This window comes from Nocardia mikamii NBRC 108933, assembly GCF_001613505.1.
GTDB classification, from domain to species: domain Bacteria; phylum Actinomycetota; class Actinomycetes; order Mycobacteriales; family Mycobacteriaceae; genus Nocardia; species Nocardia mikamii.
In genome coordinates, this window is the sequence record NZ_BDCM01000025.1 from 1 (window position 1) to 17741 (window position 17741).

The following is a 17741-nucleotide window of genomic DNA, read 5'->3' on the forward strand; positions in this document are numbered from 1 at the left end:
GGTCGGCCTGATCGTGTACTTCCTCGGGGCCGTGGCCACGGTGCTGCGAGCCCGCGCTTACACACACATCGCCTACCCACTGCTGTATCTGGTGCCGGTCGTTGCCGCCCTCGCACTGGGGTACGCCGCCGCCTGAGCGCCCACCAGTCCCGTCCGCCGCATGCAACCCCATGTGCGGCGGCACGGTGACTGCGCTCACCGAATCTCCCGACCGGGCTCGCCGAAATGGCCCACCACTGAGCGGTGGCGATTATCGGGTTCGCGGTTTCCGGTGGTGGCTCCCAACTCTGCAACTCGAACGCCAAAACCGTTCTCTACCAAATAATTACGCCACATCCCCCGCCATTCGGCCGATACTGCGGCGCCCCTCTACTGCAGTCCGGGCAGGTTGGCTTCGATCCCGCACGAAGAAGCACCCTGGTTCTGGTAGCTCAGCGCCTGAGGCCCCCGAACACAGCGAGAACCGGCCAGCGCCCTTGACCGGTCGTGGGGCAGTTCGTGCAGGTGCGGTCATGCAGAGCTGATGCTCGCGTGAGGTCAGGGCGTCGTGCAGGGCGCGATTATTACCGGAACCTGGAGAAGTGGCGACGACGGCAGGCCGAGCTGCGGAACCGCGGCGGGCGACCACGGCGGGCGCGTTCCAGCGGGTCCACGCACTGGCGGCACACGGACCAGATGGCGCGCATGCCATTTCATCTCCACGGCCCAGCAGAGTCCGGCGGGCGCCCGGGACGGCCGGCGTCGGCGCCTGTGCTGCCACCACAACAGCAACACATCGACCTACTCACCACGCGCGGTGTGTCAGCAATCATTCAGCGTTCACGGGTGAATAATCCGCATATGACATCGATCGGGCTGTCCCGCAGAGCGATGCTCGCCCTGGCGGCGAGCGTACCGTTGAGCGTTGTGGCATCCCGACGCGCAGTGGCCGCCGCCCCGCCGATCCGATACACGATGACGGCGTTCACCAACGCCAGCCAGACCGATATGTCGGTCTACGAATCCACCGACGCAACGAATTTCCGGCTCGTCCAGGCCGCCGCCTACCGTCCGCCGGACGCCGACCCCGCCGACACCCCGGCAGCGGCGGCCACAACCAAGAAGGGGTTGTGCCGCGACCCCAGCGTCTTTCGTCACATCGACGGCGAGTACTACGTGACCTACACGACCGCATGGGACGGCGACACCATCGGGTTCGCTCGCAGCCACGACCGGATCCACTGGGAGTTCCTGTACGAGTACACGATTCCGTTCGGCGGTGTCACCCACACCTGGGCACCGGAATGGTTCGTCGACCGTGACGGCACGGTCAGCGTCCTGGTGAACATCAACGACGGCACCCTGTTCCGGCCCTGCGTCATGACCGCGACCACCTCATCGCTGAGCCGGCTGCATTGGACCACGCCCATACCGCTGGAAGGCGTCGTTCCCGCGCCGGGCGGCCTCGGCTACATCGACACCACGGTCACGTTGTCGCAGGGACGCTACTACGCGTTCGTCAAGAACGAGTCGACCAAGAACGTCGAGGTCGCGGTGGCCGACCGCCTGGTCGGCCCGTACACGTTCGCGCGAACCGGGAATTGGGCGCGCTGGGGCGGACCGGGCCCGGGACAACCGCGCGAGGGACAGTGCGTGATCCCGCTCCCCGACGGCCGGTGGCGGATCTACCTGGATGCCTACGACCTCGACGAACCCACGCACGGTCACTATCTCTACAGCGACACCGTCACCGACGACCTGCTCGGCGAGTGGACCACACCGAAGGACCTGCCCGTCCTGTCCGGTTTCGTCCGCCACTTCACCGTGTTACCCGAACAGCTGAACACCGGCCCGCAACCGGAACCGGAACCCGCCACGCGGTGAGGACGATCGGGCCGCGGCCTGCCCGCACCGACCAGGCACCCACGGCCCCGCTCTCGACACAGTCACCGAACGCGCGGACCGCCGGCGCCAGCGCCCGGTCCGCGGACCAGACCAGGCCACCCTCACGAAAAGCACGCGGGTGCAACGAAATTGGGGTTCCGATAGTTATCGCACGGAAACAACGACGACGGCTTTGATTCGAGAGTTCGCCCCCGCTGGCCGGTGGTGGTACCGAAATCGTCGATCGCGTGTCGCCGACCGCCTCACAGCGATCGGGCGATCGCGCCGGCTGCCTGCTGCCGGTCGAGGGCGCGTTGCAGGGTCAGGGTGTCCTCCAGGACCAGATCGTCCACCAGCTTGCCCCAGCGCAGGGTGAGCCACTGCATCGCGGTGTTGCGGTAGCCGCTGCCATCGGCCAGGGTTCCGCTCACCCGCAGCTGGACCGCGACCTTCGTTCTCCAGGGCGGGCCGCTGGAGACCACATCCACCAATTCCAGGCGCAGTCCTGGCAGCAGTCGATCGAAGCGAGCGAACCAATCGCGAAACGCCTCCGGTCCGCGCAGGTCGGCACCGAGCGGAGTATCGCCGAGAAAGCGGAATCGCAGGTCCGGCGCCGCCATCGCCACGGCGGCGGCATGATCGCCCGAGCCGGTGCGGCGCCACGTCCTCCGAACCAGGAACCGTACGATGGTGTGATACATAAAATGACTGTAAGCAGCTAGCTTGCTTAAAGCAAGGGACTGGAAGATGGGGCGAACGAACTTTCACGAGATCGCGTGCTCGATCGCGCGTTCGGCGTCGATCGTCGGAGACTCGTGGACCCTGCTGATCCTTCGCGATGCGGCACTGGGCCTGCGACGTTTCGAGGAGTTGCAGCGCGACCTCGGTATCGCCACCAATGTGCTGAGCCAGCGATTGCAGCGGCTGGTGGACCAGGGTGTATTGCGCCGTCACCGGTACGAGCAGCGGCCCGACCGATACGAATACCACCTGACCGACAAGGGTCGGGAGTTGATTCCGGTGCTGTTCGCTCTCATGGCTTGGGGTGATAAATGGGAGTCCGGGGCCGAGGGGCCGCCGCTTGTTCTGCACCACCGCACGTGCGGTTATCGAGTCGAGGCGAAGGTCACATGCGATGGCTGCGGCGGCGAGCTGACGCCGGAATCGGTTGTCTATCAGCCGGGTCCGGGCGGCCGCACCGGCGAGGGTACCGCGCTGATCGCGACCGTGCTGAATTCCGAGGGCGACCGCACAACACCGTGAACGAGATCGGTTCCCCGCCGGCGGTTCGCCTCCTGACGCACAAAGGTCCCAGCCGGCGCCCCGCTACGAACGGGGGTCAACGGCCCGTGCTTGCTTCGCCGCCCAGAGGGGAGCGCCGCGGTCCGGCGCGATCGCTGCTGCTCACCTGACCCGGCGCGTCGGCCTCACCGACCGCGAAGCCACCGGAATTAGCGTCGAGGGCGTCACCGGCCCGGCCCAGCACTGGCTCGACAACACCGCCCGTGTCAGCGGCTGACCAGCAGCGAAAGAGTCCGCGGCCAACCCTCGACAGCGCCGGCGCGGGAAAGGAAGAGCAACAGCCACAACCAATTCCACGATGGGCGCGACGGTCCGGCCTGCTAACGGTCATGCGCTTGCGGCCAGCGGCGGGCGACCGGCTGGTTACACCAGGCACGCACCGCACCGAGGAGCCGGATCCCCTCGCGTGTTCGATCACGCCAAGTCCTACATCGATTGCTCCGCGTGGGGCGCGACGGAGTCTCTGGTTTACCGAACTGCGTTTCATCGCATGGTTACGGCACGTTCGAGGTTAGGGACCCGCTGTGGCATCGTGCGTGAGTTGCCCGGTGCACACGGCTAGTTCCGGACTCGGTACTTCAGGTGAAGTACGCCCTCGCCACGGACGATCACATGCGGATCCTCCAGGCGGTGTCGACCGTCGATGCCACCGAAATAGGGCTTGCCAGAACCGAATACGACCGGCACCACGTCCATCGCGACTTCGTCGACCAAGCCGGCCGCAAGGATCTGGCCGCCTACCTCGCCAGCATTCACAGCGACGTTTCGGTCGGCGGACAACTCGCGGGCCATGGCTACCGCAGCGGTCACGTCGTCGACGAAATGGTAGGAGGCTTCGGGGTGCCAGTTGTCGGGTTTGGGGCGGTGTGAGACGACAACCACGTGCTCGCCCGCGGGCGGACGGCCCTCCCAGCCGTTCACCAGGTCGAAGAGGGTACGGCCCATGACGATGGCGCCGATCGATTCCCACATGGCGCGAACGTATTCGGCTGAGGCGGCGGAGACCTTGAAGCGGCTGCCGGTTCCGGAATGGTCGAATACGTCGTCCATACCGGCCGTGATGGGCGTGTCACCGTTGAAGTACCAGTCGTGCAGCGGGCCGACGTCGTCGTTCTTGTCGGCGATGTAACCGTCAACCGAGACGACATTGTGCATGATTACGGTACCCACTGCTGCTCCTCGAGGCTCGTACGTTGTCTTGTCCGATCTTGTCGAGCCCAGCGCGGTGTGGCTTGTAAAAAATCAATCGGCGGGCATCGGTCCCAGATCGGGCGGAAAGCCCCGATCGACAGGGAACCGGCGACGCAGGGCCAAGTATTCGGTCGGGGTACGGCCGGTGAAGGCCTTGAACTCACGACTGAAATGCGCCTGGTCGAAGTAGCCCGCCGAGTGCGCCACCTCCGCCCAGTCGACTGGATGCTCGGCGTCGACGGACACGATGAGCCGCGCGAATCGGTAGATCCGCGCCATAGGCTTCGGGGTGATCCCGACATGTGACTTGAACTGTTCGGCAAGGTGATTGCCGCTCACACCCATCACATCGGTCAACGCACCGACCGCCACGGTGCCGTGCGAGGCCACCAACCTCGTGCCCGCGTGCCGGACCAGGTCGAGGCCCCGAGGCCAGTCCTGGGGCAACCGCGAACGCAACTCCCGCTCCACCACCCCCAGCATCTCATCGACAGAGGCGCCGTCACCGACCTGATTTCGGATTCGCTCCACCGACCGTTGCCAGACAGCGTCGACCGGCACCCATCGGTCCCGCAGCTCACTCGCGGGCATATCGATGAACGGCGAAAGTCCCCAGGGCTTGAAATGCACCCCCACAACCCGCACCCGGTCGGGATACTCGACCACGAACCGCCTGGTCCACACGCCCATGAACCATCCATTGACGAACAGGGCGGGCACCGCCGAGGAATCCGGATCCCACAGCCGAATCGGTCCAGCAAGGTTGAGAAACAAATGCGCCGATGGCATCGACGGCACATTCATCCGTCGGTGCCGCGGTACCCCCGTCAGACAGTAGATATCATCAACGAACAGATCCAACGGCGGCGCAGGAACTCGGCCGACGTAGTGCATAGGGCCAGTCTTGTCGAAGTCCGCCCCCGGTTCCACTCACCCGGTGCCGGATGGACCCCTATGGTGTTCTCAGCCTTCCGCGACTCGCGACCATGGAGTTGCCCATGGCCACCGCCTCCGCACGGTGACAGGTGTCCAGGCCGGTGCGGTTTCTGCCGTTGGTGCCCGAGAACCCCTTGTCGACGAAGATCCGCTCGGACGTCTCGCCGATGATTTGTGCCCCCGCGGCGACGCGATAGCGGACATCACCGCCAATCACGCCCTTATCGGCTCCGAGCACACCCGCTGACGGCCGAGTCCGGCGTGGTGGAGATGCGGTATCGGCCTGCGCGCATTTGTACCATCGGAGTTCGATGACCCGCGTTTCGAACTCATGCGGGCGGTCGGTCACGGATAGGGGGAGACAGCTATGGCATCGCGCCGACCGGAAATCGCGGCGGGCTCCGCCGAGGAGTTCATCGGCCGCCACCGAGAGCTGGACCACCTCGCCACCGCGTTGCTCGCGAGACGTCGGCTGATCACGGTTGTCGGGCCTGGCGGTATCGGCAAGACGCGATTGGTCGCCGAGGCCGTGGATCGATTCCGCAGAGCCACTGAGGATCCGGTCCCGTGGGTTCGCCTGGCACGGCTTCCCAAGGGCGCGGACGCGACCGTCGTGGCCGACGAGATCGTGCGCTCGGTGGTCGGCCACGACTTCTCCGGCCGCGCGTCCTGGGAGGCGCTGATCGAGACCTTGACCGACGGCTCCGTGCCCCAGCCGCTGGTGGTGATCGACAACTGTGAACATGTGCTTGCCGGGGCCGGTGCGGCCATCGCCGCCCTCCTCGACGCCGTACCCACCGTGACCGTGGTGGCGACGAGCCGGGGACGGATCGGCTGGGTCGATGAGCAAGTCCTGCGTGTCCCGCCGCTCGCCGATCACCAGGCGATCGAATTGTTCTGCCGCCGTGCCGAATTGACGGGCACGCCGGTCGCGGATACGGAGACGGTCCGATCGATATGCCGGCATCTGAACAATCAACCGCTGCATATCCGTCTGGCGGCGGCGCGCCTGTTCCGGCAGCCGCTGCGGGCGATCGCGCGCGATCTCACCGGTGAGCAGTCGGATCGTCGGCTGATGTGGTCGGCGGACCCGCAGTTCGGTGCCGAGGAACGGCATCGGGCGATCGGGGACGTGATCGCCTGGTCGTTCGACCTCTGCGGGGACGGTGAGCGACTGCTGCTGGAGCGGATGTCGGTGTTCGCCCCCGGCGGCGAACAGGGCAATTCCGATGTCGACGTGGTCGAGTCGGGGGCCGACCTCGATGCCGTCCGGACGATCTGCGGCGGTCCCGACGGTGCGGGCCTGGATCTGCCTCCCGAACAGATCGAGGGTTTGCTGGAGCGATTGGCCGATCAGTCGCTGGTGTCCGTGCATCTCTCGGGCGACCGGGCACGCTACTCGCTCCTGGAGAGTATCCGGGTCTTCGCGCAGCAACGGGTCGCCGTGCGCGACGGCTGCGAGCCACAGCGTCTGGCCGCCCGACATCGTCGCTACTACCGCGACCGCGTATGTGCCGCTCGCACCGAGTGGTTCAGCCATCGGGAGCGCGAGCTCCTGGATTGGGCGAGCGCCTCGTGGGACGACCTGTTGTCGGCCGTCGAGGGCAGTATGGTCACTCCCGGCGAGGCGGTGGTCGGTCTGGAAATCGTCCACGGGATGATCGCATTGCGGGTGCCGTTCTTCCGGGGCTCGCTGCGCGATGCGCGGTGCTGGGCCAAGCAGGCAGTGGAAGCGACTCGCGACGCCGAGCCCGAAGCGAGCCGGTTGCGGCTGGCCACACGGGCGGCGGTGGCGTGGCTCTGCCTGTGTCAGGGACGACCCGATGACGCGTCGCGCATACTGCGCGAATGCGCCGCCGCCTGCTTGGCGGACGAGGACGCGCAGCGTGCCTGGCTCGCCGACCCGGTGCCGGATCGAGCGATGCCCGGGGCCGTCGAATTCGCGGCGGGATGCCACCTCATGCTCACGCACGCGGATGTGCGGGCGTTGGTCGTCCTTGCTCGGGCACGCGACAAGTTCACCGCGGCAGGCGATTTCGGCAATGCCGCGATGAGCGAGTTGTTCGAGGCGCTCACCGCGGCCTTCCTGGGGAACCGCGACCAGGCTCGCACCATCACCCGTCGCCACCTCGACAACACGGCACGCGCACAGGGCGAGTGGGCGACATCCTGGGCGGAGATCGCGTGGATCATCGCGGAAACCAAATACGGCGACGGACAACGGGCGATCGCGAGAGCACGCTCGACCCTGGCACGCCAGATTTCCATGCGCGACGCCTGGGGCGCGGTGTGGACGGTGCACGCACTCATCTGGGCGTTGTCGCGGGCGCTGACCCCCGGCTCGGACGTATCGGCCACAGCCGCCGACACCGCGAAACTGGTGGGCGCCGCCGAAGCGTTGCGGCGCCGCCTCGGAGTCGAGATAGCCCATCTGCGCCCCTTCGCGACCGAGACCGCGCACGCGATCGAACGTATCCGAAAGGCGCTCGGCCCGAACCGATTCGAGGCGTTGCGGCAGGAGGGGACCACGCTGCGACCGCCCATGGCGCACGTTGCCCGGCTGGCTCGTGGCGAGGTGTCCCCGGAGGGACGCCGCGCGTCATCGGGTGGGGCGGCGCGGTCGTGGGATCACCTCACCCGCGCCGAGCAGGAGGTCGCGATCCTGGCGGCCGCAGGGTGGACCAACGCCGCCATCGCCACTCGCCGGGGCAGTTCCCGTCGCACCGTCGACGCGCACATCGCCGCTGTGCTGCGCAAACTGATGATCGACTCCCGCGAGGAGATCGCCGCCCTGATCCCACCGGGTCGCCGCGACCGGTCGCTCGCGCAGCGCTGAACGGGCCGGCGTGGTCGGTACGGGTACCTAGGTAGGCGCGGGGCACTACCGATTTCGAACGAGCCCGATTCGATTACCGTGCCCGACTGCCGGATCCGCCGCTTGGAAACGAGCGACGGCCATACGCGATCGGGAGGGTAGCGATCAATCAGCAGTTCGGTGGCCCGTATCAGCCACAGCCCCAGTGGAGACCACCGGTTCAGTCGCCGTATCCGCCGCAGTGGCAACCACAGCCGACGAAACCGCCGAAGTCCCACGCCGGGCGGATCGTCGCGATCGTCGGTTGCGTGGTCGTGGTGCTCGGTGTCGTTGTCGCGTTCACGCTGCTGCGCCCCATGCTCGGTTCCTCCGCGAGCAGTACCCGGGCGAGTGCCGACGGGAAAACGGTCACCCGCCCCGGCTATCCGAGCAGCACCTCGGGCGTGGCAGATCCCGCACCGCTGAGCGAAATTCCGAATCCCACCCCGGCCGCCTACCAAGGAACGCCGGTGGTGCAGGCGTGCAATCTGCTGACCCTTGCCGACCTGCACACTTTGGGCATCCGCACCGACCCCAATCCCTTACCGAATTCGGTCACTTTCGAGCGCACCTACCTGGCAGCCGACGGGGCCGGACCACTGCACGCCGGGCAGAGCACCGCACCGTCCGCGCTGACATTCGCGCTCAACAAGTGCACCTACCGCCTCGCCGCCCCCAACGGCGCCTCCGATGAACATCTGTCGATCGCCGTGGCACAGGATTCCTACTACCCGGGCACCAGCGGCATCGAAAAATACCCGGGCGCACAGAAATTCGGCGAAGTGAACGTGTCCTCGCACCTGCGGGACACGCAGAATCCGGACGATCGTCAAGGCGAGGTCGCGATGTGGATCCACGGCGCGCACGTCAACCTCGATGTCAGCCTGTCGCCGGGCGGTTACGGCCCGAAGATGCACGACATCGTCACCGTCATCGCGGCCAATATGCAAACCCAGGTCACCGCCCCGACCGGACCCGCCGCGATCTCCTACGACCGGGCCGCATTTCCCGACACCGTCGCGCAACCATGCCCGCTGCTGACCAGGATGTCTTCGCCGCCGCCTACCACGGCACGCTGTCGCCTCTGGTGGTGGAGCAGCCCGCCACCGCGGTCGGGCAGACGACTTTCGACGCCGAAGCCCGCGACAAGAACTACGTCGCCATGACCTGCTATCGCGGTACCGGAGAGATCGACCCGGGCGACCGTCAGGCGGTCGAGCTGGAGATCAAGAGCTACCTGTCCGACGGATCGGCCAAGAAGGACATCGCCTACGTCCGTAGACAGCACAACGGTGGGCCCACCGACATCCCACTCGGCGACGAATCGGCGGTCCTCGACGATCCGAACATGCTGGGCGCCGCCGGCGCTGTGACCGTACGACAAGGACGATTCATCCTGGACCTGCGAGCACACGACCCCCAGCATCGCAACGGCCTGACGGCAGCCGAAGCCCGAGCCGTTCTCGTGCCCGCGATGCAGCAGATCGTCCATAACCTGGGCGACGCGCACTAGGTCGTGTCTCCCACTTTGAGCCCAAGATCATTTTCGAAAACCATCTGCGAATGTCGGGGATCCGAGACAGCACCTGTTCGGTTGCGGACCGCGTCATCGCCCAGGATGACTGCGACGGCGATGGCTTCGCTCGGGCTGCAGCGGCACGCAGGGCGTCACACTTTGGGCCCGGGGCACGCTCGTCGGCATTCACGAGCGCTGGAAGGCGTTGTCGGCGAACGGCTTTGGATGATAGATCAATGCTCACTCGGCGGCATGAGCGTGCGTCAAGGAGCGCCCGGGCGAAGAACTCCCTCGCAGTCGAGGGAAACCGGAGCGGGGCTACGGTGATTAACATCAGCACGGGCACGACCACATGGCCGATCGCTACGGCTGCCAACAGTATTCGCGCGCTACGACAAGCCCGCGATCACCTACCGTGCCCTGGCCCCTGGTCGTCGAATGGCTCAGTTCATTGGGAGAAAGAACCTCGTGGCAGGCCGGCACTGCCCAGCCCAGGCAACGATCCGGTCCGCACGAGCCCTGGGCGGGAGGATACTCTCCCAGTGCACAGCAGATTTGATGCGCGTTCCGGGGGGTACAGGTGAAGGCGTTCGTCAAGCTGTGGTCTTTCGTGACAGCGGCGTTGCTGCTTATCGCCGCGGGCCTGGTGTGGATGCTCTGGGCGTTGGGGGATCTCGTACCTCCCTCATGGGCGTGGGTGCGATGGCTTGCCCCGGCGGGGCTTATCCCTCTGCTGTTCGTCGCGAGTACGGGCTGGGCATGGCGATCGGCGCGGGACAGCGCCGCGATCCGGCCCGACGGCAACGTATACGGAGAACTCATCGTCGGTGGTGTCGCGACGGGAGCTTTCGGAGTGCTGGCATCGGGCGTGGCGGCACTGTTCAGTGGCCTCGAGTATCTGTCGAAACGGCGCCTGAGCAACGCTGGAGGTCCGTTGTGCGGCTCGGACACGATGATCGCCGGCGACCGGTGTGTAGATATTCCAGGAGGCCGGGTTCACCAGTACGGAGAGTTGGCCGGCCAGTACTGGTCAGCGTCTGGGCAGGCGCACCTGGCCGGAAACTACTTCTGGGTGAGCGTGGCGGTTGCCGTTGTGAGCCTCGCGTTACTGGTGGTCACTTTCTTCAAACTGTGAACGCAATGGCGAGGCGAACGCCGAAGACTCCGCGATGCCGCGTGCGAGCGTGTCAAGCCGCACCCGCCGCGGGTTTGCCCAATCGTTCGCGGCATTGCTCGCGCAGTGCGCTCATCGTCGCTCCGCTCAGTGCTCGGCCGGCCGGAGATCGGAGCAACCGTAGAAGCCGTGCGTGGAATTCTCTGGGGCGCAGGCCGAATCGCACAAACGCTTCGTCGTCGTTCCCGCCGTAGGGTGCCCACTCGGTGGCGAATTCCAGCATGTCGTTGTCGAATGGATTCATCGGTTCAGATCTTCGGTCCGGGGGCATTCAAGTGCCGGTATGAGAATAAATTTTGACGGAATCGGCGATATCCCAAGCCTTTTCGACGAGTGCGTCGATCAGCTCCGCGGCGGGAGTGCCCGCCGATGCCTTGTTCTGCGGCTCGTCCATGGCCCGGCGGCGCACGCCCTCGCCGATGATCGCCAGCTTCCACAGCCCGAAGGCATGCCAATACTGCAGCGTTGCGGGGTCACGGCCGGTTTCGTCCAGATATATCCTGGCCATCTCGCCACGATCGGGAAACCCCTCCAGCGTCGACGCCGCGAAGTCACCGCCGGTCGCCTCTCCCGGCTCCGGCCAATACGTGAGCAGGCTTCCCATATCGGCGAGCGGATCACCGAGGGTCGACAGCTCCCAGTCCAGCGTGGCCACGATCTCGTCGGTGTCGCGGGCGAAGATCAGATTACGCAGATGGAAATCCCCGTGCACCAAACTGACCTCGTGCTGCTCGGGCGCGGCAGCGGTGAGTCGGCGGGTGAGATCGTCCAGGGCGGGCAGCTCCCGGGTCTTGCATTGTTCCCATTGGCCCGCCCACCGTTTCAGCTGGCGCTGAGCGTAAGGCTTGCGGCTCGCCAAATCCGCCAGGCCCACATCCGCGAGATCGACGGCGTGGATCGCCGCCAGAGCACGCGGCAGCGACGAGGCGATCCGCCGACGCCGCTGCGGCGTCAGGGCCTGCGCCGCCTCCATCGTGTCGACGACGAGACCGTCGACGAATTCCATCAGTACCAGCGGGACGTCGCAGATTTCCGGATCCGTCGAGACAGCCAGAATCCGAGGAACGGCCACCTCGGTATCGGCCAGCGCGCGCATGATCCGTGCCTCACGAACCACGTCGTGTGCCGATGCCAGCAGGTGACCGATGGGTGGGCGCCGCAGTATCCAGGACGAATCCGCGGCGTCGGTGACGCGATAGGTGAGATTCGACTGCCCGAGGCCGATCCGCTGCAGGCGCAGCGGCGGGGCGTATTCGATGCCGAGGTCGGTGAACCATCGCGCTATCGCATGCGCGTTCACCGGGGCACCGGCGGACGAATGCGCGTGCGCGTCGACGGAGTGTGGTGCGCCGGGTCGGGGTTCGGCCATGTGGATCTCCATGATGTCGGTCGGCTACCGCAGCGGGGCACCCCAGCGCACCTGCCGGCGTAGCTGGTTCTTCAGGATTTTGCCGCCGGCGTTGCGCGGCAGGACTTCGGTAACGACGGTCGCGTACTGGGGAATCTTGAAGTCCGCGAGATGGTTTCGGCAGTGGGCGAGCACGGCCTCGATGTCGATCGGCCGATCGTCGGCGTACAGGACCGCGCCGACCTTCTCACCCATCACATCGTCGGGGACGCCGAGCACGGCCGCGTCGGCCACGCCGGGTGCCGACAGCAGTACCCCTTCGACCTCGGCACTGGACACGTTCTCGCCGCCACGGTTGATGATGTCCTTGATCCGGTCGACGATGAACACGCGTCCGGCGTCGTCGACACGCACCACGTCACCGGTGTGCAGCCAACCGTCCACGAACGCGTCCGCGGTGGCGTCCGGCCGTCGCCAGTATCCGGTGGTCACATTCGCACCCCGGACGACCAGTTCGCCGATCCCCGGGTCGTCGGTCAGCGGCACGATGCCCAGCCGCACCGAGGGCACCGCGAAACCCACCGAATCGGCGAAGTCGACTGCGTCGTCGTGCGGTAACACGGTGATCAGCGACGCGGTCTCGGTCATTCCGTACCCGTTCATCAACGTCGCCCGCGGGAACGCGCTCCTCAGCGATCGCACCAGCTGCGGGGCGATCGGGGCGCCGCCGTATCCGACCGTGCGGATCCGGGATATGTCGGCAGCGGCGAATTTCGGGTGGCGAAGCAGCAGGGAATACACGGCGGGCACCGTGACCAGGAACGAAATACGTTCCGCCGCAAGCGAGTCGATGAAAGTCGGCAGGTCGAGTGCGGGCATGATCACCGATGCGCCACCAACATAGGTGGCCACCAGCAGTTGCGAGTTGCATGCCGTCACATGGAACAGCGGCACCGAAATCAGCGTGCGGAACTCGGGTCCGACATCATGGGGCATGCCGAGGCAGCGAACCATGTTCTCGGCGTTGGCAAGAAACGCCTCGTGCGTGGTCGGCACACCCTTGGGGCGCCCGGTGGTACCCGAGGTATAGAACAGCACGGCCACGTCGCCGGCCTCGAGGTCGCGCACCACATAGGGTTCGCCGTCGGGCACCGGCCGTCCGGGCGCCAGATCGACGGTTATCTCGGCGTCGGCGAGGACGAGTTCGAGCTCCGGTTGCGCCGACCTGGTATTCACCGGCACCACCACCCCACCGGCCAGTACCGTCCCCCAGAAGCCGAGCACCCAGTTCACTCCGGCCGGATATCGCAGGGCTACCCGGTCCCCACGGCCCACGCCGGCACTCCGTAGCCCGCCGGCGACTCGTGTTGCCCGCTCCCACAACTGCGCGTACGTCAGCCGCTGCCCACCGATCTCGACAACCGCCTCGGCGTCGGGCCGGGTCTCGACGTGCCTGCGCACCATGTCGATCAAAGTGACGGGAAGATCCGTGTAGCGAGGCACGCCTCGGGCGTCCAGGCTCACTCCGGATTGCCCGAACGGGTTCCGCGAACGGCGGATTTCCACCACCGCGCTCATCCGGCGGCCGCCGTTCGGCGACTCGACACAGTTGCAAACATCGGGGATCTTTCTCGCTTCGGCGGCTGCCTACGCATCGGCACGATAGTGACGCAGCGGATGCCGTTGTGACACAACGGTTTACTGCTACCGCGAGGCAGACTTCGCGGGACATCCGTCTCGATACACCGTTGGATCGAGACGGGGAGCCCGCCTCACAGACAATTCAAACTCGAATCGTGTTCGACTTTATGACGACGGCGCGCCCCTGTCAACAGCGGACGCGAGGAACTGCGGCACGGCGAGACTCGACTACTCATCCGCCACATCGGCGGATGACGAGCGCAGCACCGGCTGGGCCGATGTCACTCCTGCGGCGCGTAAGTCGCCAGATAGGCGGTCACGAGCCGCCGCGCCTCTTCGATGATGACGTCGTCGCCGGCCCGCGTGACATGGAAAGCGACATCGAGGAGGCGGTTGCCCGCTTCGAAGGCAAGTTCGAGGACCAGCGGCGGCGCATCGGCACGCAAGAAGCCACGGTCGACGAGATAGGACCGCAACCGGCCCGCCTGTGTCGTATCGAAGACCTGCGCCACCTCGGCCACGGTCGGGCTGCGGCTGACGTACCAGAGCTCGATGAAGTCGGGATACTCCCGGTAATAGGTGAGGAACAGATCGAAGATGACGTCGACCGCCTCGCGAAGGTCTCGTGAGATCGGGTTGTCCAGCGCAGCGGTGATGCGATCTTCCAGCCGGTCGGCATGACGGCGCGCCAGTTCCGCGTCGACCTGATGCCGGTCGCGGAAGTAGTGGTAGATGGACGCGAGCGGGATCCCGGTCCGTGCGCTGATCGCTTTCAGGGTGGCCGCCTCGTAACCATGCTCGACGAGCAGCCCCTCGGCCGCCTCGAGCACTGCCTGCACACGTTCGACACCGCGGCGCTGCACCGGCGTCGGGCGACCGGAATTCAGGGACGTCACCTCATTCTCGAACACGATTCGATATCGTAACAGCCGATAACCGCCAGGTGACAGCGGCGAAATTGCTATCCGTCGACGTCTTGACGGGTGGACGACCTCGCCTTATCGTGAAACTCGAATCCGATTCGTGTTCGTGTTTTGCATCATCCTTCGACACCGCAAAGCCGATCGGCCACCGATGCGCTCGACACGTCCCACCGAGTTCTCACCCAGGAGCTGATCGATATGGCCACACAACAGCGTGTTCGTGAGCAAACCTGCGAGGTTGCCGTCATCGGCGCCGGAATATCGGGATTGATGGCCGCCACCACCCTCTCCCCCACCGCCGAGGTGCTCGTACTCGAAGCCGCGGACCGCGCGGGCGGACGCGTGGAGACGGTCCGGCAGGGCGACTACTGGATCAACGTCGGCACCCAATTCACCGAGGGCACCGGCGCATTGATCGACGCCCTCGAACACCACAAGGTGCACTGCGGAACCCTCGCCGGCAAAAAGGTCGCCCTCGCCCTCGACGGCAAGCTCGTCGACACCGCCAACCCGATCTCACTCATGCTCCGCTCGCGGATGTCGTTGCGCGACCGTATCGACATGGCGGTGATCGGTGCTCGCATCATCTCCGGAGCCGTGCTCCTCGAACTCGGCACGGGCAGGGCAGCCGGTAATCGGGTTCGTGCGGCGCTCGACGCCAAGTCCGCGGCGTCGGTACTGCGCGGCGTTCGCTCCGAGATCGCACGATCGATGGTCCGAGCATGGTCCGGACAGTGGATGGGTTGTGAACCGGAGGAGACCGCGGCCACCCAATTCGTCATCTCGATGGGTGTCGCTCTCGCCGACCCCGCGAAGGTGCCCAACTTCTCACTTCCGGTGGGCGGCAATCAAACACTGACCGACATCCTCGCCGAAGACCTCGGCGAACGCCTGCGGCTTCGCTCGCGGGTCCGCTCCGTGCGATGGACCGACGACGCCGTCGTCATCGACTACACCGACGACACCGGACCTGTTCGCCTGCGGGCGAAACGCGCGGTCGTCACCGTCCCCGCGGACGTCGCCCTCGACATTCTCCCGGACCTGCCATCGGAATATCGAAAGTCCTTCGGCGACATCGGGTACGGCCGATACGTCGTCGTCGGATACTTCACCGAGGAACAAGGCCCGCAACGATGGGACGACTACTATGCCGTCTCCACACCCGAGCTGTCGTTCCAAGCCATGTTCAACCACGCCGCCGCTCTCCGCGACGGCGCCGCCCGCAAACCCGGGGGCGCACTGGCGTGCTTCGCCGGCGGCGCTCGGGCCGACGAACTGTTCGGCCACACCGACGACGAGATCATCGAGCGGTTCAGCCGGGACCTGATCTCGCTCTACCCCGAACTCGACGGGCGGCTGGGGAAACCGGTCGTGCGGCGTCACCACCGCGTCGTGCCGTTCTGGGCACCCGGCAAACGCGCCTCCCTTCCGACGCTGCGCAACGCCGCGGGTCCGGTTCATTTCGCCGGCGACTACCAACTCGACATGCCATCGCTGGCCGATGCCGCCGCTTCCGGGGAAGCCGCAGCCAGAGCGGTACTGACGAGCCTCTAGCGCTGCCTCGGCGTTCTGCGCGGACTGGCAACGCAAGCCCACACGACACCGCCGGCTCGCAAAACTCGAACTCGAATCCAGTCTCATTCTGTAAACACCTGGTCGTACGCGGCCGCGATCCACAGGAGTACCACCATGGGCACCAAGCGAATCGTCTTCATCGGAGCGGCGGGAGAAATGTGCCGGCTCGCTATCGAGCGGTTCACCGTCGCCGATGGCGACTGGGATCTGGCTCTCTACGACATCCGCCCCGAGCTTCTCGATCAATTGCTGCAGCGACTGCCGGCCGGGCGCGCAACCGCCGCACACCTCGATCTGTACGACCGAGAGGGGCTGCGCACGGCAATCGAGGGGGCCGCACTCGTGGTCCTCGGCGCCGGACCGTACACCCGGACCGCCGGTCCCGTGATGGAGGCGTGCCTGGAGGCCGAGGTGCCCTATCTCGATTTCGACGACGATATCGAAAGCACGCTGCACGCACTGTCTTTGCACGAGGAGGCCCGAGCGGCCGGGGTGCCGATGTACATCGGCTGCGGTGCGTCGCCGGGCATCACCAATGTGCTGGTGGCCGACGCGGCCGGGGAACTGGATCGAGTCGACAACATCGACGTGTACTGGGTGGTGGGCGACGAGCGCGGATCCGTCGGCAGGGCGGTCGTCGACCATATGCTGCGCGTCGCCGCCGGCCCGTGCGTGACCTGGGAGAACGGCGGTCCCGTTCTGCACCAGTCCTGGGCGGAGACTCGCTGGACCGAACTGGGCGGCGGGCTGGGACTGACCATGGTGCACGAGACGGCTCATCCGGAGCCGGTGACATTGCCGCGAAAGTATCCGGATGCCAAGAACATTCGCTGCTTCGGCGGCCTGGATCCAGCACCCTACAACGGCCTGATCCGTGGCATCGGCCTGGCAGTGCAGACGGGAAAGATGCCGATGGAGAAGGCCATCGACTTCGTCGAAGCTCTGATGACGAACAAGTTCGGCAGCATCCAGGGCTGGCGCCACGCCCTGTCCGGACTCAGGAACCTCGTACACACCGGCGAGGCGACGCGCACCGAGGTGCTCCAGTTCCTCGTCCTGGCGGCAGCGGGTCATACCTTTCCGCACAAATCCGCCCTGAAGGTCGAGGTGACCGGCCTCCGAAACGGCCTTCCAGCGGTTGTCAGCCGCCGGACCCCGACGAGTGGACCCGGCACCTACCTGTTGACCAATATGGCCGCGGCGACCGGAACCGCCTGCGCCGCCTTCATGGTGGCCGCTCTCGACGAGCAACCCGGCACCCGCGCAGGGGTTTTCACGCCTGAGGAATGGGCCGAGCCACAACGGTTCTACAAGGCCCTCGAACGTGTCGGCACCCCGCGCGACGAACTCTTCGACGTCGCGCACTAGCCGCCGCTCTCGACGAGCCCTGAAACATCAAGCCTGACGACGAGGTTCAT

15 protein-coding genes are annotated in these 17741 nt (G+C 66.2%); 8 read left to right on the plus strand and 7 right to left on the minus strand.

Features of this window, described 5'->3' with window-relative positions:
• Positions 1-840: 840 nt before the first annotated feature.
• Positions 841-1863 (plus strand): glycoside hydrolase family protein, encoded by a 1023-nt coding sequence (locus NMI01S_RS30955; RefSeq protein ID WP_245717098.1) that lies wholly within the window; start codon positions 841-843, stop codon positions 1861-1863.
• A gap of 263 nt (positions 1864-2126) precedes the next feature.
• On the opposite strand, the gene NMI01S_RS30960 is transcribed toward NMI01S_RS30955, so the two are convergent.
• Positions 2127-2564: a nuclear transport factor 2 family protein gene (locus NMI01S_RS30960; protein WP_063002284.1), complete on the minus strand. Its 438-nt coding sequence runs from the start codon at positions 2562-2564 to the stop codon at positions 2127-2129.
• A gap of 46 nt (positions 2565-2610) precedes the next feature.
• On the opposite strand from NMI01S_RS30960, the gene NMI01S_RS30965 reads away from it, so the two are divergent.
• Positions 2611-3126, plus strand: a complete 516-nt coding sequence (locus NMI01S_RS30965; protein ID WP_063002285.1) for a winged helix-turn-helix transcriptional regulator — start codon at positions 2611-2613, stop codon at positions 3124-3126.
• A gap of 597 nt (positions 3127-3723) precedes the next feature.
• Here the strand turns inward: NMI01S_RS30965 and NMI01S_RS30970 are convergent.
• From NMI01S_RS30970 to NMI01S_RS30980, 3 genes are all read right to left on the minus strand, one after another.
• Positions 3724-4335 carry a dihydrofolate reductase family protein gene (locus NMI01S_RS30970; protein ID WP_063002286.1) on the minus strand — a complete coding sequence of 204 codons (612 nt, stop codon included), beginning with the start codon at positions 4333-4335 and terminating at the stop codon, positions 3724-3726.
• A 72-nt stretch (positions 4336-4407) separates the two neighbouring features.
• Positions 4408-5250, minus strand: coding sequence for a helix-turn-helix domain-containing protein (locus NMI01S_RS30975; RefSeq protein ID WP_063002287.1), 843 nt, complete (start codon positions 5248-5250; stop codon positions 4408-4410).
• Between the two features lie 58 nt (positions 5251-5308).
• Positions 5309-5641 (minus strand): hypothetical protein, encoded by a 333-nt coding sequence (locus NMI01S_RS30980; RefSeq protein ID WP_063002288.1) that lies wholly within the window; start codon positions 5639-5641, stop codon positions 5309-5311.
• An 18-nt stretch (positions 5642-5659) separates the two neighbouring features.
• Between NMI01S_RS30980 and NMI01S_RS30985 the strand changes: the two genes are divergently transcribed.
• The 4 genes from NMI01S_RS30985 to NMI01S_RS31000 all read left to right on the plus strand — a co-directional run bounded on the left by NMI01S_RS30985 (position 5660) and on the right by NMI01S_RS31000 (position 10797).
• Positions 5660-8128 (plus strand): ATP-binding protein, encoded by a 2469-nt coding sequence (locus NMI01S_RS30985; RefSeq protein ID WP_063002289.1) that lies wholly within the window; start codon positions 5660-5662, stop codon positions 8126-8128.
• Between the two features lie 287 nt (positions 8129-8415).
• Complete coding sequence (locus NMI01S_RS30990; RefSeq protein ID WP_063002290.1) at positions 8416-9312, plus strand: hypothetical protein; 897 nt, start codon at positions 8416-8418, stop codon at positions 9310-9312.
• Entirely contained in the window at positions 9234-9659 is a 426-nt protein-coding gene (locus NMI01S_RS30995) for a hypothetical protein (protein WP_157126451.1), read from the plus strand. The genes NMI01S_RS30990 and NMI01S_RS30995 overlap by 79 nt, the downstream gene beginning before the upstream one ends.
• Before the next feature lie 583 nt (positions 9660-10242).
• Positions 10243-10797 (plus strand): hypothetical protein, encoded by a 555-nt coding sequence (locus NMI01S_RS31000; protein WP_063002292.1) that lies wholly within the window; start codon positions 10243-10245, stop codon positions 10795-10797.
• 310 nt (positions 10798-11107) lie between these two features.
• Here the strand turns inward: NMI01S_RS31000 and NMI01S_RS31010 are convergent, their stop codons facing one another.
• The 3 genes from NMI01S_RS31010 to NMI01S_RS31020 form a co-directional block, all read right to left on the minus strand.
• Positions 11108-12205, minus strand: a complete 1098-nt coding sequence (locus tag NMI01S_RS31010) for a phosphotransferase family protein (protein WP_157126453.1) — start codon at positions 12203-12205, stop codon at positions 11108-11110.
• Positions 12206-12229: 24 nt separating this feature from the next.
• Positions 12230-13762 carry a class I adenylate-forming enzyme family protein gene (locus NMI01S_RS31015; protein ID WP_174554592.1) on the minus strand — a complete coding sequence of 511 codons (1533 nt, stop codon included), beginning with the start codon at positions 13760-13762 and terminating at the stop codon, positions 12230-12232.
• Positions 13763-14106: 344 nt separating this feature from the next.
• Positions 14107-14664: a TetR/AcrR family transcriptional regulator gene (locus NMI01S_RS31020; protein ID WP_245717100.1), complete on the minus strand. Its 558-nt coding sequence runs from the start codon at positions 14662-14664 to the stop codon at positions 14107-14109.
• A 282-nt stretch (positions 14665-14946) separates the two neighbouring features.
• Between NMI01S_RS31020 and NMI01S_RS31025 the strand changes: the two genes are divergently transcribed.
• Both NMI01S_RS31025 and NMI01S_RS31030 read left to right on the plus strand, forming a co-directional pair.
• On the plus strand, positions 14947-16302 hold the full coding sequence (locus NMI01S_RS31025; protein ID WP_063002381.1) for a flavin monoamine oxidase family protein: 1356 nt from the start codon (positions 14947-14949) through the stop codon (positions 16300-16302).
• 135 nt (positions 16303-16437) lie between these two features.
• Positions 16438-17691, plus strand: coding sequence for a saccharopine dehydrogenase family protein (locus NMI01S_RS31030; protein ID WP_063002295.1), 1254 nt, complete (start codon positions 16438-16440; stop codon positions 17689-17691).
• Positions 17692-17741 lie beyond the last annotated feature (50 nt).

What these genes read in the sequence shown, in the direction of transcription:
- NMI01S_RS30985 (WP_063002289.1), top strand. Translation starts at nt 5,660, where the DNA reads ATGGCATCGCGCCGACCGGAAATCGCGGCGGGCTCCGCCGAGGAGTTC.
- NMI01S_RS31015 (WP_174554592.1), bottom strand. Translation starts at nt 13,762, where the DNA reads ATGAGCGCGGTGGTGGAAATCCGCCGTTCGCGGAACCCGTTCGGGCAA.
- NMI01S_RS30965 (WP_063002285.1), top strand. Translation starts at nt 2,611, where the DNA reads ATGGGGCGAACGAACTTTCACGAGATCGCGTGCTCGATCGCGCGTTCG.
- NMI01S_RS31010 (WP_157126453.1), bottom strand. Translation starts at nt 12,205, where the DNA reads ATGGCCGAACCCCGACCCGGCGCACCACACTCCGTCGACGCGCACGCG.
- NMI01S_RS30955 (WP_245717098.1), top strand. Translation starts at nt 841, where the DNA reads ATGACATCGATCGGGCTGTCCCGCAGAGCGATGCTCGCCCTGGCGGCG.
- NMI01S_RS30975 (WP_063002287.1), bottom strand. Translation starts at nt 5,250, where the DNA reads ATGCACTACGTCGGCCGAGTTCCTGCGCCGCCGTTGGATCTGTTCGTT.
- NMI01S_RS30960 (WP_063002284.1), bottom strand. Translation starts at nt 2,564, where the DNA reads ATGTATCACACCATCGTACGGTTCCTGGTTCGGAGGACGTGGCGCCGC.
- NMI01S_RS31030 (WP_063002295.1), top strand. Translation starts at nt 16,438, where the DNA reads ATGGGCACCAAGCGAATCGTCTTCATCGGAGCGGCGGGAGAAATGTGC.
- NMI01S_RS31025 (WP_063002381.1), top strand. Translation starts at nt 14,947, where the DNA reads ATGGCCACACAACAGCGTGTTCGTGAGCAAACCTGCGAGGTTGCCGTC.